The following is a 14493-nucleotide window of genomic DNA, read 5'->3' as shown; positions in this document are numbered from 1 at the left end:
AAAATGGCCGAACTGCTAAGCTATGCCACCGAAAACTAAAATCGTGTTTCCACGACCACTAGAATCCGTCCTTTTCAGCGTCGAGGTACTTCAGCGCGGTACGCGTGGACTGCTCAGCCGCGTGGCGCAGGACCGGGTCGACGTCGTCATACATCTCATCCACCAACGTCTTAACGTCAACGTCCTCACCCAAGCGGGAGCGCACTTCCTTAATCTGGTTGAGGCGGTGGTGACGGCGGTCGATGTACTTCCGGGCAAACGCAGAGGTGTCCTCCAAGTCCGGACCGTGGCCTGGGAACAGCGGAACGTCCTTGCCGCGTTCTTCCAAGAGGTCCAAGGTCTTGAGGTAATCGCCCAAATCACCATCGGTTTCAGAAAGCAAGACGGTGTGGCGGCCAGCCATGGTGTCACCGGTGAGGATGCCCTCCAGAGTGGAGTTCTTAGCCTCATCGGACCACACGAAGAAACAGGTGGAATCAGCGGTGTGGCCCGGGGTGTGGACTACCTCAAGCTGGGGGGTGACGCCGTCGATGTCGATCACTTCACCGTCGACAAGCGCGTCGGCCCCATTGCAGTAGTTCGGGTCGAAAGAGCGGATCGGAGCGCCAGTAAGCTGGCGCAGGCGCTGTGCACCCGACGCGTGGTCATCGTGACGGTGAGTCAGGAGGATCAGCGCAACCTCACCCGCCTTCGCGGTGACGACGTTGAGGTGGCCCTCATCTTCGGGGCCCGGATCAACAACAATGGCGCGGGAATCCTCCCCCGCACGAATAATCCACGTGTTGGTGCCTTCCAGAGCGGTGTAGCTGGGGTTGTCACACAGCACGACACCGACGGACTTGCTCACGGGACGCAATTGACTATATGCAGGATGCTCCATGGTTCTAACCCTATCCGATTACTCAGCGATTTCTACGATGACTTCGATCTCAACGGGAGAGTCCTTCGGCAGCACCGCCACTCCCACGGCAGACCGTGCATGCACACCGGCCTCGCCAAAGAGCTCCCCCAAGAATTCCGAGGCACCATCAATAACCGCGGCTTGCTCAGTGAAGGAAGGATCCGAGGCGACGAAACCCACGACCTTCACCACGCGGGTGATGTTGTCCAAGCCTGCTTCGGCATCAATGGCCGCGAGCGCGTTGAGAGCTGCAGTGCGCGCCAGCTCCTGGGCGCGTTCTACGGAGACTTCCGCGCCAACCTTTCCCGTGGCAGGCAGCTCGCCATCAACGACGGGCAGCTGGCCAGAGGTCCACACCTGGCCGCCCACACGGGTGGCAGGGACATATGACGCGAGCGGAGCGGCAACGGATGGGAGCTCGATGCCGAGCTCCTCCAGACGTGCGCGCGCGGTCATCTAGGATTCCTCCAGCGGGCGCTTGAAGTAAGCAACTACGTTTTCCGGGTTCATCCCCGGGGTGATGGTGACGAGCTCCCAGCCGTCTTCACCCCAGGAATCCAGGATTTGCTTGGTTGCGTGAGTAAGAACCGGCGCGGTGGCATATTCCCATTTAGTCATGGGTTCCATGCTACTAAACTCCGGCGCTTAAATCCCGACTAGTTCGCCACCTTCTGCAAGGTAGTGCGCCCAGCTGGTGATGTGCGGATTCTTGCGCAGAAGAGCGCGGCGCTGACGTTCCGTCAGGCCTCCCCACACGCCAAATTCGACGCGATTATCCAGGGCGTCCGCGCGGCATTCATTGAGCACCGGGCAGTGACGGCAAATAACTGCGGCCTTGCGCTGTTCAGCGCCGCGTACAAACAGGGCATCCGGGTCGCCGTTGCGACACTTGGCTTGGGTAACCCACTCACCACGTTCGGTGGTCGAAGAGGCATTCTTTACCATTGCGGACCGTCCTGCACCTTTTACACTGACTGTCATGGCTAGGTAACTCCTTCCAAGCTCCCATCCCGCCACCATCAAAGTGAATAACCCTCAACGGGACGGAATATTATGTACTCACCGTTAGTCTATTCACTAACCGGTATGCCTGTCTAATAGGTCACACTTTAGGGGGGTCTCCCGGATTAGCCTCGAAGCACGTAGTGTGTGGAGGGTGACTGTCATCAAATCCCTGGGAAAGCTCGTCCTCTCCACAGTACTGGTGGGCCTCCTCATTGCCCTCGCACTAGCCCCCATCGCGGGTGTGAGCGGTGTGGCCGTAGCCAGGACCAACGAGACGATGCAATCGGATATTCAGGATCTCACCGACGGCGACACACCGGGCGTGAGCACCATCCTGGATGCCAAAGGCAACACCTTGGCCTATATCTTTGAGCAGCGCCGCCATTCAGTGCAGCCCGATGAGATTTCGGACGCCATGAAAGAGGCTATGGTGGCCATCGAGGATCGCCGCTTTTACGAGCACGAAGGCGTGGACCTGCAGGGTAACTTCCGTGCGCTGTGGACTAACTTGGCAGCAGGTGGCGTCTCCCAGGGCGCGTCCACCATTGATCAGCAGTACGTGAAGAATTACCTTCTGCTCGTCAACGCCACCACCGACGAAGAGCGCCAGGCCGCCACCGAACAGTCCGTGGCCCGCAAGCTGCGCGAGATGCGCATGGCCACCGATATTGATGCGAAGCTTTCCAAGGATGAGATCCTCACGAACTATCTCAACCTCGTACCCTTTGGTAACCACTCCTTCGGCGTAGAGGCGGCAGCCCGTACCTACTTTGGCACCGATGCCGCGCACCTCACCGTGCCACAGTCCGCCATGCTGGCCGGCATGGTGCAGTCTTCCGAATATCTCAACCCCTATACCAACGAGGAAGGCGTGCGGGATCGCCGCAACGTCGTCCTGCAGGCCATGGTCAACAACGGCTCCCTCTCTCAGGAGGACGCCGATAACTTTGCCCAGCAGCCCCTCGGCGTGCTTGATAGCCCGGCCACCTTGCCCAACGGCTGCATCGGCGCCGGTGATCGCGGCTTCTTCTGCGATTATGTCTTGAGCTACCTCGCTGATAAAGGCATCGATCGTGAGCACCTAGCTCGCGGTGGCCTCACCGTCAAGACCACACTCGACCCCGATGTACAGGATCAGGCTCTAAACGCGGTGCGCAGTCACACCGCGCCGGATGCGGCGGGCGTGGCGGAAGTGATGAACGTCGTCAAGCCCGGCACTGACTCCCGCAAGGTCCTAGCCATGGTGTCTTCCCGCACCTACGGCCTGGATTTGGAGAACAATGAGACCCTGCTGCCACAGCCGAACTCGCTCGTGGGCAATGGCGCCGGTTCCGTATTCAAGCTCTTTACGGCCGCGGCCGCGCTCGAATCGGGCTATGGCATCAAAGACCGCCTCGCCGTGCCGAAGCGCTACGAAGCAGAAGGCCTTGGTTTCGGCGGCGCGGAGAACTGCCCACCGAACAAGTATTGCGTTGAGAATGCGGGCAACTATGCCTCCACGATGACGCTGCAGGATACGTTGGCCTACTCCCCCAACACCCCCTTCATCGAGCTCATCGAGCAGCTCGGCGTGGAGCAGGTGGTGGACATGGCCGTGAAACTAGGCCTGCGCTCCTATGAAGACCCAGGCAGCTATGACGGAAACTCCTCCATTGCTGATCACATCAAGGAGTCCAACCTGGGCTCCTTCACCCTGGGCCCCACGGCGGTCAATGCGCTGGAGCTATCTAATGTGGGCGCCACGGTGGCGTCGGAAGGCATGTGGTGCGAGCCGAACCCCATCGAGGAAGTCACCGATGCCCACGGCAACGAGGTCTACATCAAACACACGCCCTGCGAGCGCGCGGTGGGCAAAGAAGTGGCCAAGGCGCTGGAGAACAACATGACGGCCGATACGGAGAAGGGCACGGCGGCGGCATCGGCACGCGCGGCAGGCTTCCGCGGCCAGGCAGCAGCCAAGACGGGTACCACAGAGTCCAACCAGTCCTCGGCTTTCCTGGGCTTCAACTCGGCGGTGGCAGCCGCGCCGTATATCTACAACGACGGCACGACGACGACCCCGCTGTGTACCGGCCCGGTGCGTCAGTGCGGGAGCGGCAACCTCTTCGGTGGCCTCGAGCCGGCGGCGACGTTCTACACCATGGCGGTACGCGTGCCGGAGGCAGCACAGGGCACGGTGCCGGACTATGACCGCGCCTATGATTCGGGTACGGTCTCGCCGCTTATCGACGGATTGAAGGGCAAGTCCGAAAGCCAAGCCCGCGCCGCGTTGGAGAAGGCCGGCTACACGGTTAAAACCACGGAAGTGGCCGCCCCTGGTGTGGGCTACGGCAAGGTGGTTCGTGTCATCACGGGCGCGTCAGGCACCAAGAAAGGTGCGGAGGTAACGCTGCAGCTTTCCGACGGCTCCTCGGCCACCACCTCAGACGATAGTTCCACGTCAGGCACCTACAATTACCAACCGCCCACTGACAACGGCGGCGGTGGTGGTGGCGATGGCCAGCCGCCCGCACAGCCGGAGCCCCTCATCAACCAGGACGATGTGGACCGCTTCACCAACGACGTGCGGGACTTCTTCGGGCTTTAGCCCCTTAGTTCAGGGCGGCCTTCACGGCGGTGGACAGGCGCTTACCGTCTGCGCGGCCAGCGGCCTTCGCGTTGGCAACCTTCATGACGTTGCCCATCTGCTTGATGGTGACCGGCTCGCCGGACTCCTTTTCTACCTCGGCGATGGATTCAGCGACGAGGGCGTTTAGGGAGTCGTCGTCAAGCTGCTCGGGCTGGTAGGCCTCGAAAAAGGGGACGTCGACAAGCTCGGCCTCCGCCAACTCCGGACGGCCATTCTCCGCATACACCTCAGCGGACTCGCGGCGCTTCTTAATCTCGCGCGCGATGACCTTGAGAATGTCCTCATCGGTGATCTCGTGGCGGGAACCGGTGGTTTCCTCCGCCTGAATGGCGGACAGGAGGGAACGGATGGCGGACGTGCGGGCCTTGTCCTTGGCCTTCATCGAGGTCTTGAGGTCGGCGCGAATAGTTTCTTTCAACTCACTCATGCCCTTCAATCTACGCTAGCTCGCCCAGGTAGGGTGGGGAGGGTGAAGATTTTCCCCATCCTTGGCGGACTCGCCGCCGCAGGCCTGGGCACTGCCGCGTGGGCGCACTCGGAGCTCACCAAGTTTGAGCTCAAGGAGTACACGCTACCTCTGCTGGAGCCCGGCACGCTGCGCGAGGAGCCAGAATTCCGCATCCTGCACGTCTCCGACCTCCACATGATTCCGGGCCAGCGCGCCAAAATCGAGTGGGTATCGGACCTTGACCGCCTCGACCCACACCTCGTGGTCAATACCGGCGACAATCTTTCCGACAAAGGCGGCGTTCCCGATGTCCTCCGCGCCCTTGGCCCGCTGCTGAGCCGCCCGGGAATGTTCTGTTTTGGCACCAACGACTATTGGGCACCGCGCATCCCAAATCCTTTCAACTACCTGATTGGAAAGAAGAACACGCCGTCCTATGTGAACCTGCCGTGGAAGGGCATGCGTGCTGCATTCCTTGAGCACGGCTGGCACGACGCCAACCAGGCCCGCGTGGAATTCAAGGTGGGCGACGTCCGCCTCGCTGCCGCTGGTGTGGACGACCCGCACCATGATTTGGATGACTACTCGGAAATCGCCGGCGCCCCGAACGAGGACGCCGACCTCTCCCTGGCACTACTACACTCCCCGGAACCCCGCGTTCTGGAGAAGTTCGCGGCCGACGGCTACCAGCTGTCCCTTTCTGGCCACACGCACGGCGGCCAGCTGTGCCTCCCGTTCAAGGTCGCCGGCTCCCGGTCCATCGTGACCAACTGCGGCATCGATCGCGTCCGCGCCCAAGGCCTGCACCAGTTCGGCCCCATGTTCATGCACGTGTCCAACGGCCTAGGTACCTCCAAGTTCGTTCCCTTCCGCGTCTTCTGCCGCCCATCGGCCACGCTGCTGCGCATCACAGAGAAGAACGCTTCAGCAACCTAAGACCTTTAAGGCCACCTGAGAAAGACCCGCCACGCTGCCGTTTTGTCCTTTCGACCCGGGGTGCGTTACAGTAATCCGGTACCGCTTAGAGCGAGACACCGGGATATGGCGCAGCTTGGTAGCGCGCTTCGTTCGGGACGAAGAGGTCGCAGGTTCAAATCCTGTTATCCCGACCACAAACCCGCAGGAGACTGCGGGTTTTCGTCGTTTTGTCGTGAGCCTCGGGTTAAGGGGGCTAGAAGCTAGAGGAACCACCCGAACCGGAAAAGCCCGAGCTAAACCCGCTGTTGACGCCGCCGCTGCTGGAGGAGGAGTCGCGAGCTGAGATAGCGTCACTATCCCACGTGCTCACGGTATAGAACGGCACGTAGCCGTGGTAGCCGGCGCCGGCGAAGAAGTTGGAGTCGTAGATGTGCATGCGCTCGGGACGCTCGTCGGCCTCGTTGCGCTTCTGCAGCTGCGCTTGCAGATGCTCCGACAGCAGCGCGGTGCGGTCAAGGAGATCGAGGTAGCGTTCCATAAACTGCGGGTGGTTCGGTTCCTTGGACAGCGCCATGGCGGCGTCTTCCAGCTCCTTGGCGTGCTGCTCAGCCTGCGAGTCAATATCGGACGCGACGTACGACGCTTGTGCCAAATCCTTGCCTAGCTCATAAAGCTCGTAGCGGCGAGCATCAGCATCGGCATTTTCGACGCGGTGCAGCTTCTCAATGTTGGTCTCCGCCGTGTCCACACGTTCACACAGCAAACGCGCGTGAGCAAGTTCCTCCGCGCGCTCGCGGAACTGCTCGTCGGGAGCATCCGCAGGCATGGACATGAAGGAGCCGACGGTGCGGTCAAGGGCTAGGAAGTCATCGCGCAGCCCTTCCCAATCCTCACGCAAACGCTCATCCACAAGGCCGGATTGCAGCGAGTGTGCGCGGATATCAATGGATTCGAGGCGCTGTGCCACGTCGGTATAGGTCTGGGACACATAATCCCAATCCTCGCGCGCCTGCTGCGTTTTCTTCTGCCGGCTGCGGCGTGCGCCGGCCGCGATGCCTGCACCCGCGCCACCGACGCCCAGGCCCGCCGCTCCGAGGCCAATGGCCGCCCCAATGCGCCCATCTTTCGCACTCTCGTACTGGACATCCGCAGCACGGTCCACGTCGATAGCAGCCGCCGCACCCGCAAAGAGACCAGCAGGAATGTTGTCATCCCGCACGCCCGGCTTAATAGCTTCGATGGACTGCTCCAAATGGCTGTCACCTTTGCGCAGCTTCATCTGCCCGGCCACGTCCTCACCCGCGAAGACGAAGGCCTGGCGCGGGTCGAGGCCCACGCCGACGAAGACCTGGCCATCAGCAAACTTGTCCTTGCCGATGAGCTCCGGGTGGTTATCGCGCAGGTACTCCTCCACGGAGTCGTTGACGTTTTCTTTGTTCTTAGCAAAGACCATGTAGTGCAGCTCCTGGACCACGTCGGGGGCGGCGATCCGGGAGGCGTCGCGAAGCATGCGCTCTTCTTCCTCCGGAGTGAGCACATCGTCCGGGTCCATGATGTCAGCCTGCACCTCACGCTGCGCGGGCTGCATGACGTAGTCGGAGCGTTCAGGCGCATCGAAGGCCGCCAAGCTAGCACCCGCACCGATTCCCCCGAGCAACAGACCGCCCACCATGGCCGCACCGACGATGGCGCCGACCGACGTTACTTTGGGGCCACGGCTGGCGGCAAAAGGTTTGATATCGCGAGAGTCAGTCACGGTGATTCTCCAATTCTTCAGCATTCAGTGCCGCCAATTTTACCCCCACAACGGGAAACGACGCGGTGCCCCTACAGCAGCCGCGTCGCCCCTATTCCCTATCACTCACAACGGATTGGAGAAACCGTTTGCCTACCCCCTAAGTAGGCTTTGTGAGCAATTCTAACTCTAGCACTATTTCCCCTCGCAGCGATACCTAAATCAACAAAATCGTAGTATCTTAGTGCCCCGCCCAGCCTGCGCCGATAACGCGAGGCCCTGAGCTAGGCTTTTGCTTCGCTGCGGCGGCGAACGGGTGCCCCCACAACCCAGACGGACACGACGATAATTACCCCCAAAATTGCCATCGCAGCAAAAAGCTGTGGGGAGTTGCCCCCGTTGCCCGCGACAGTGATGGCAGAGGTTGCCCACTGCATGGGAAAGAGGTGCACGAGCGCGCTCATCGCGGTGTTGAGGTCCGTGCCGGTCGAGGCTGCTTTCCATGCCCAGCCCACGATTCCCACTTGGACCAGACCCAGCAAGACTCCCAAGCCCCAGCCAGGAAGGCCCAGGCCGCGCACGAGGGCATAGACCGCGCTTGCCGACGCCACCCCGGCCCCCACCGCCGCAAGTGCCGCCCACACCACAGCAGCAACGGTCACACCGGTGGCCAGCAAGGAAGTCAGGAGGCCAACCACCGCGCCGATAACTACCCCACCCGCGATGAGGGCGAGAAGACGACGCTCGACACGAGTCAGCAGCGCGCCCAGCACGCCACCGCCAAGGACCGCGAGGGCTGCCAGCAGCATCGCCACGATGGGGCTCAGCAACTGTGACGGACCATCGTCGGCCTCACCAGGGCCGGCAACGGTAGGCAAGGCGCGCTGAGCACCCTGGACCTTGTTTTTATTCTGCTGGGCCATGCCGTCGACCTTTTCAGCACCGGCCACCAGCTCGTCAACGCCTTTGAGGGCCTCATCGACCTTGGCGTTGAGCTCACCAATTCCGGCATTGAGCTGCTTGGCTCCCTCCGTTGCCTGGTACACACCATCGTGATAGGCGTAGCCGTTCACGGAGAGCTGATTGGATAGCTCACGCGAACCATCCTTGAGCTGGATGAGCTGATCCTGGACGGACTGGTCAAACTGGAAGTTCTCCACCTGGGATCGCAGATCACCGAGCTGTGAGCGGATCTCCTTCGCCTCGTCTGAGTTGTTGCCGTCGAGGTCCTTAACAGTGCCGTCGATGGCCTCCAGGATTTGGCCGCGGACTACGCCGAGGCCGACGATCTGATCGACGGCGCCGCCGACGCCGTCGGCAAGCTCAGTGGCACCAGTGCCCAACTGCGCGGTGCCCGACTGGAGCTGCACGAGCCCGTCGTAGAGCTCCTGCGAGCCGCCTGCCAGCTGGTCGACGCCACCACCGAGCTCGCCAGCCCCGTCCTTGAGCTGCCCTGTGCCATCCGCAAGCTGCTGCGTGCCGTTGGCCAAAAAGCCCGCCTGGGCATTGGCTTCGGTGAGGGCACGGGCGACGTCGTAAAGCTCAGCGGGATCAATCGTGCCGTCACTGGGCGCACCGGCCTGCTCCTCTGACCAGGCCTGCGCCGGCTGCCACTCGGATGCAGTGGCAACGATTGCGCCGATAATGAGCGGCACGAGGAGAAGCGCGGCAATCAACAGCGAGCGGTTACCCACTGGGCGGTCGTCATCAGCAGAAGAGGCAAGGCGTGAGGTCATGATATAGAAACTATCGCCCACGCTGGACACAAGCGGTCAGGCGCGCGGAAAAGCCCCGCTAGTACCGTGCTGTCGGGTAACTAGCGGGGCTTTAATGCGGTGCTTTAGCGCGCTTGCGCTGAGGCGCTACTTCTTCTCCGCGAAGAGCTCACGCACGCGCTTGCCCAGCTGCGGGGAAACCGCATCCCAGTAGGCGTAGACGCGCTCTTCGGTCTCCGGGGACACACCAGCCATAGCGTTGGTGATGTTGTCCGCCAGGCGCTCCTTGGCGCCATCGTCGTAGACGTTCTCGTACAGGTCAGTAGCCTGCACGGTGTCGTTGTCCTCTGCGTGGTGGATGTATGGAGCACGGACCAAGTCGATGCCGGCCGGGTCCGGGTTGACGTAGAGATCCGGTGCGGTGGTGGTCTCCTGCTCCTTGAAGCGCAGGTTCTCATCACCATCCAGGTAGCCGCCGCCCTTAGCGTGGCGGTTCGGGGAGTACACCGGGTCCTCCGGGGCGTTGAACAGGTACTGCATCGGGCCCTCGTGCTCGTAGGTGTTGACCTGGTTGAGCGGCTGGTTTACCGGCAGCTGTTTGTAGTTCGGTCCAATGCGGTAGCGCTGCTGGTCAGAGTAAGCGAAGACACGAGCCTGCAGCATTTTGTCCGGGGACAGGCCAATGCCCGGGACGATGTTGGACGGATCCAGAGCAACCTGCTCAATCTGCGCGAAGAAGTTGCGCGGGTTGCGGTTGAGAACGAAGTAGCCGACATCCACCAGCGGGTAGTCCTTCTTGGACCAGGTCTTGGTGAGGTCGAACGGGTTGAAGCGGTAGTCCTCGGCCTCTGCCACCGGCATGATCTGGACCTTGACGTCCCAGACCGGGTAGTTGCCTTCTTCAAGGGCATTGTAGAGGTCCTCACGGTGGTAGTCAGCGTTCTGGCCGGCGATCTCAGTTGCCTCAGCGTCGGTGAAGTTCTCCACGCCCTGGCGGGTCTTGAAGTGGTACTTGACCCAGAAGGCGTCGCCCTGCTCGTTGACCCACTGGAAGGTGTGGGAACCGTAGCCGTTCTGGTGGCGGGTGGTCTTCGGGGTACCGCGGTCACCCATGAGGTAGGTCACCTGGTGGGTGGTCTCCGGGTTACGGGTCCAGAAGTCCCACTGCATATCGGCATCACGCAGGCCGTTGGTGCCCAGACGCTTCTGGGAGTGGATGAAGTCCGGGAACTTGATGCCGTCACGGATAAAGAACACCGGGGTGTTGTTGCCCACGATGTCGTAGTTGCCCTCTTCGGTGTAGAAGCGGAGTGCAAAGCCGTGGACGTCACGCCAGGTATCCGGGGAGCCCTGCTCACCAGCCACGGTGGAGAATCGGCCCATCATCGGGGTCACGGTGCCCTTCTGGAAGAGCTTGGCCTTGGTGTAGGCGGATACGTCTTCAGTAACGTGCAGCTCACCAAAGGCGCCGTGACCCTTTGCGTGCGGGGTACGCTCCGGCACGCGCTCGCGGTTGAAGTGTGCAAGCTTCTCAATAAGGTGGATGTCATTGAGCACAACCGGACCGTTCTGACCCACGGTGACGCTGGTGTTCTCGGTAGCAACCGGCTGGCCGGACGGGCGGGTAGTGTTCGGACCACCCGGGGCGCGCTGGCCCTTATCCAGAACCTTGTCTGCGGCGGACTCGTTCGAAGCGTTAGTCATAAGGAAAATGCCTCCTGGATTCGCTGATAATTTGAGGTTTATTATCAATCTCGGACGTTTCATAGCCTACCGGCGAAAAATGACCCCCGCAACAGTTTTTAGAATTCCGGCAGGAGCTCACAGCGATAGGTAAGGTGGCCTACCGCTACTGGTAAGTTGTGGGAGGTGAAAGTCCACTCCGAGCGCGATGATGCGCACGTTACCGACCTCGCCCTCAAGGCGGGACGTGGCGACCGCGCAGCTCTCACGGAATTCATCAAATCCACCCAGGATGACGTGTGGCGCCTACTTGCTCACCTCGGCGGAGCGGATATCGCAGACGACCTCACCCAAGAGACCTACCTGCGCGTCATCAGCGCACTCCCCCGCTTTGCCGCGCGCTCCTCCGCACGCACATGGCTCCTGTCCCTCGCGCGCCGCGTGTGGGTGGATAATATTCGCCACGACATGGCGCGGCCCCGCAAGTCCGCCACCGAGTATGAAGATGCCGCAGCGCTCGCACCCGCCCCGGAGAACGCCGGTACGTGGAGCGAGTGGATCGACGCGCGCTCGCTTATCGACGCCCTCCCGGAGGACCGCCGCGAAGCCCTCATCCTTACCCAAGTACTGGGCTATACCTATGAGGAGGCCGCCAAGATCGCTGGCGTGCGCGTAGGCACCATTCGCTCTAGGGTTGCCCGCGCCCGAAAAGACCTTATTGATCATCGCGGGTAATCGTTATTGACCCGTTATAATCCGCTGCGCTGAGCATGGGCACCTGCGCAGACACGGGTAACTTTTCAGTACTGTCACACGCATCACACAGTGCAGACACCGTTTCAGCTGGCAAATACCTGTCGACCACGCCTAATGTTTCACGAGGCACACGTGACAAATCGATAGTCGAACCGGGCCGCGCGGCTTCCGACCGCCCGCACCACACTTAGTTCTGTGACGACCCCCGGCTCGTGTGGGATTGAGAGACCTCTAAACCAAATGTGGAAACGCGCAGTGGCCATTTCCATGGCCTTTATCGGCGTCGTCGTCGGCGCCGGCTTTGCATCCGGCCAGGAAGCGATGCAGTACTTTGTAGCCTTTGGCAACTGGGGCCTGTGGGGCGTTGTGCTTGCTGCCGCCCTCATGCTGATTACCGGTATTTCGATCCTGCAGCTGGGTTCCTACTTCCAGGCCGATGAACACACTGCCGTCTACGACAAGATCAGTGGCCCCATTATTTCCCGCGTTCTGGACTACGGTACTCTAGCAACGCTGTTCTCCATCGGCTTCGTCATGTTCGCCGGTGGCGGCTCCACCATTAGCCAGCAGTTCGAGGGCGTACCGATTTGGGTCGGCGGCGCAGTGATGCTCGCGCTGGTTCTCGTCGTCGGCCTGCTCGACGTAGACAAGGTAACCTCCGTCATCGGTGCGATTACGCCTTTCATTGTTATCTTCGTCGTCCTCGCTACCGGCTACACCATCATTACTACCGACGTGGACTGGTCGTCGATCAATGCCTACGCCGTGGACAACGTTGAGACCCCCATCCACAGCTGGTGGCTCGCAGCGCTGAACTACACCGGTCTCAACGTGATGTGTGCAGTGTCCATGTCCATCGTTATTGGCGGCAATATTTTGGATAACCGCGCCGTGGGCATCGGCGGCTTCTTCGGTGGCATCATTTACTTGATTCTGCTGGCCCTTCTCGTGGTCTCGCTGTACATGGTGGCGCCTGAGGTCAATGGACAGGACCTTCCGGTCCTCACGCTGATCAACAACGTGAACCCAGTCTTGGGTTACTTCATGACCTTCATCATCTACGGCATGGTCTTCAACACCGCCATCGGCATGTTCTATGCCATGGGCAAGCGCCTGACCCGTAAGAAGCCGAAGCTCTTCTACCCCGTTTACGCGGGCGCCTGCGTTATCGGCTTCATCCTCTCCTTCGTCGGTTTCAAGAAGCTGGTCTCCAGCGTCTACCCGATTTTGGGCTACATCGGCCTGCTCATGATTGCCGTCATGGTCATCACCTGGATTACCCAGCGCGACAAGATCTCCTCCGAGTCTGACCGTCGCGTGCGCGCCCGTACCTTGGTTAAGCGCCGCCTAGACCCGCGCGAGCACTTCACTAAGAAGAACGAGCGCGAACTACGCAAGCTTGCTGCAGCCTCCAACATGGAGACCGAGGAGTTCGTCGAGACCGTCGCCGATGAGATCCACGAGGAGCTTGAGGCAGACGAAGAGATTGAGTACGACCGCGAGGATCCGGATCCTTCCGTAACCTTCGTGGAGCACACCAAGCCTGAGGTTCCGAAGAACTAAAGACCTGCCTAAAGGCCTAGGTCCTTAAAACCAGCGAAAGTCCGCCACCAGAATTCCTTCTGGGGCGGACTTTTCCTATATGCGGCCCTTAGACCAAGAGCTCCGCAATCTGAATGGTGTTCAGGGCTGCGCCCTTGCGGAGGTTATCGCCGGACACAACAAAGACAAGGCCTTTGTTGTCCGCGATGGTCTGGTCTTGGCGGATGCGGCCGACCAGAGACAGGTCGATGCCGGCGGCAGCGAGCGGGGTGGGAACGTCCACGACCTTGACGCCTGCAGCATTGGACAGCACCTCGCGGGCCCGCTCCGGGGTAATCGACTGCTCAAACTCCGCATGCACCACCATGGTGTGGCCAGTAAAGACCGGGATACGCACACAGGTGCCGGATACCTTGAGCTCTGGCAGGCCCAGAATTTTGCGGGACTCGTTGCGCAGCTTCTGCTCCTCATCGGTCTCCTCCGTGCCATCGTCCACGAGGTTGCCGGCCAGCGGCACCGCGTTGTAGGCAATCGGGGCAACGTAGGGGCCGAGCTCGTCCGGCTCAACCTCGAGAACGGAGCCATCGTGCGTCAGCTCCACGTTGCGATCACCGATGGACGCGACCTGCTTCACCAGCGTTTCCACGCCTGCCAGGCCGGAACCAGATACCGCCTGGTAGGAAGCGACGCGTAGGGTGGTGAGCCCGGAGACGTCGTGAAGCGCCTTGGTGACCGGCATAATCGCCATCGTGGTGCAGTTGGGGTTCGCAATGATGCCTTTCGTCACCGTGTCCTTATCCTGCGGGTTCACCTCAGAGACGATAAGCGGGACGTCCGGGTCCTTGCGCCACGCGGAAGAATTATCCACCACAGTGGCACCCGCCTCAGCGAAGAGCGGTGCGTACTGCGTGGAAGTGGAACCGCCCGCGGAGAACAGCGCGATATCAATACCGGCGAGGCTCTCTACAGTTTGCTCTGCCAGGTCTTCCACGACGATCTTCTCCTCGCGGAAGGTGAGCTCCTGCCCTGCCGAGCGCGCAGAGGCGAAAAAGCGAACCGTGTCAGCCGGGAAGTTACGCTCCTCCAGGAGGGACCGCATCACGCGGCCAACCTGTCCAGTGGCGCCAACTACTGCAACAGTGGTCATGACCTTAACTCCTT

At 61.0% G+C, this 14493-nt stretch carries 13 protein-coding genes and 1 tRNA gene; 5 read left to right on the top strand and 9 right to left on the bottom strand.

The genetic code is table 11. From position 1 onward, the window contains the following. Positions 1–58 precede the first annotated feature (58 nt). The 4 genes from NX84_RS02190 to NX84_RS02180 are packed head-to-tail and all read right to left on the bottom strand — an operon-like array spanning position 59 to position 1882. On the bottom strand, positions 59–880 hold the full coding sequence (locus NX84_RS02190; protein ID WP_039673253.1) for an MBL fold metallo-hydrolase: 822 nt from the start codon (positions 878–880) through the stop codon (positions 59–61). Between the two features lie 18 nt (positions 881–898). After that, positions 899–1357: a RidA family protein gene (locus tag NX84_RS02185; RefSeq protein WP_039673251.1), complete on the bottom strand. Its 459-nt coding sequence runs from the start codon at positions 1355–1357 to the stop codon at positions 899–901. Next, entirely contained in the window at positions 1358–1519 is a 162-nt protein-coding gene (sp36, locus tag NX84_RS12745) for a Sp36 family protein (protein ID WP_010189965.1), read from the bottom strand. It lies immediately after the preceding gene. A gap of 27 nt (positions 1520–1546) precedes the next feature. Beyond that, on the bottom strand, positions 1547–1882 hold the full coding sequence (locus NX84_RS02180) for a WhiB family transcriptional regulator (protein ID WP_174519871.1): 336 nt from the start codon (positions 1880–1882) through the stop codon (positions 1547–1549). Positions 1883–2057: 175 nt separating this feature from the next. On the opposite strand from NX84_RS02180, the gene NX84_RS02175 reads away from it, so the two are divergent. Beyond that, positions 2058–4493 (top strand): transglycosylase domain-containing protein, encoded by a 2436-nt coding sequence (locus tag NX84_RS02175; RefSeq protein ID WP_039673246.1) that lies wholly within the window; start codon positions 2058–2060, stop codon positions 4491–4493. 4 nt (positions 4494–4497) lie between these two features. On the opposite strand, the gene NX84_RS02170 is transcribed toward NX84_RS02175, so the two are convergent. Then, complete coding sequence (locus NX84_RS02170) at positions 4498–4962, bottom strand: GatB/YqeY domain-containing protein (protein WP_039673244.1); 465 nt, start codon at positions 4960–4962, stop codon at positions 4498–4500. Positions 4963–5004: 42 nt separating this feature from the next. Between NX84_RS02170 and NX84_RS02165 the strand changes: the two genes are divergently transcribed. Both NX84_RS02165 and NX84_RS02160 read left to right on the top strand, forming a co-directional pair. Next, the gene (locus NX84_RS02165; protein ID WP_039673242.1) at positions 5005–5919 is read left to right on the top strand and encodes a metallophosphoesterase; all 915 of its coding nucleotides are present in this window, start codon (positions 5005–5007) and stop codon (positions 5917–5919) included. 99 nt (positions 5920–6018) lie between these two features. After that, positions 6019–6095: transfer RNA gene (locus NX84_RS02160), tRNA-Pro, on the top strand. Between the two features lie 59 nt (positions 6096–6154). Here NX84_RS02160 and NX84_RS02155 read toward each other — a convergent pair. From NX84_RS02155 to NX84_RS02145, 3 genes are all read right to left on the bottom strand, one after another. After that, the gene (locus NX84_RS02155; protein WP_039673240.1) at positions 6155–7657 is read right to left on the bottom strand and encodes a hypothetical protein; all 1503 of its coding nucleotides are present in this window, start codon (positions 7655–7657) and stop codon (positions 6155–6157) included. A 263-nt stretch (positions 7658–7920) separates the two neighbouring features. Beyond that, positions 7921–9372, bottom strand: coding sequence for a membrane protein (locus NX84_RS02150; protein WP_039673326.1), 1452 nt, complete (start codon positions 9370–9372; stop codon positions 7921–7923). 126 nt (positions 9373–9498) lie between these two features. Beyond that, complete coding sequence (locus tag NX84_RS02145) at positions 9499–11055, bottom strand: catalase (RefSeq protein WP_039673238.1); 1557 nt, start codon at positions 11053–11055, stop codon at positions 9499–9501. A 165-nt stretch (positions 11056–11220) separates the two neighbouring features. Here NX84_RS02145 and NX84_RS02140 point away from each other — a divergent pair, with 165 nt between their 5' ends. Next, complete coding sequence (locus tag NX84_RS02140) at positions 11221–11769, top strand: RNA polymerase sigma factor (RefSeq protein ID WP_039673236.1); 549 nt, start codon at positions 11221–11223, stop codon at positions 11767–11769. 261 nt (positions 11770–12030) lie between these two features. After that, positions 12031–13353 (top strand): YkvI family membrane protein, encoded by a 1323-nt coding sequence (locus NX84_RS02135; protein WP_039673234.1) that lies wholly within the window; start codon positions 12031–12033, stop codon positions 13351–13353. 88 nt (positions 13354–13441) lie between these two features. Here the strand turns inward: NX84_RS02135 and NX84_RS02130 are convergent, their stop codons facing one another. Beyond that, positions 13442–14479, bottom strand: a complete 1038-nt coding sequence (locus NX84_RS02130) for an aspartate-semialdehyde dehydrogenase (RefSeq protein WP_039673232.1) — start codon at positions 14477–14479, stop codon at positions 13442–13444. Positions 14480–14493: the final 14 nt, after the last annotated feature.

The sequence above is a fragment of the Corynebacterium minutissimum genome, assembly GCF_000805675.1.
Lineage (GTDB): Bacteria > Actinomycetota > Actinomycetes > Mycobacteriales > Mycobacteriaceae > Corynebacterium > Corynebacterium minutissimum.
This window is presented reverse-complemented; position numbering and strand designations above follow the sequence as displayed.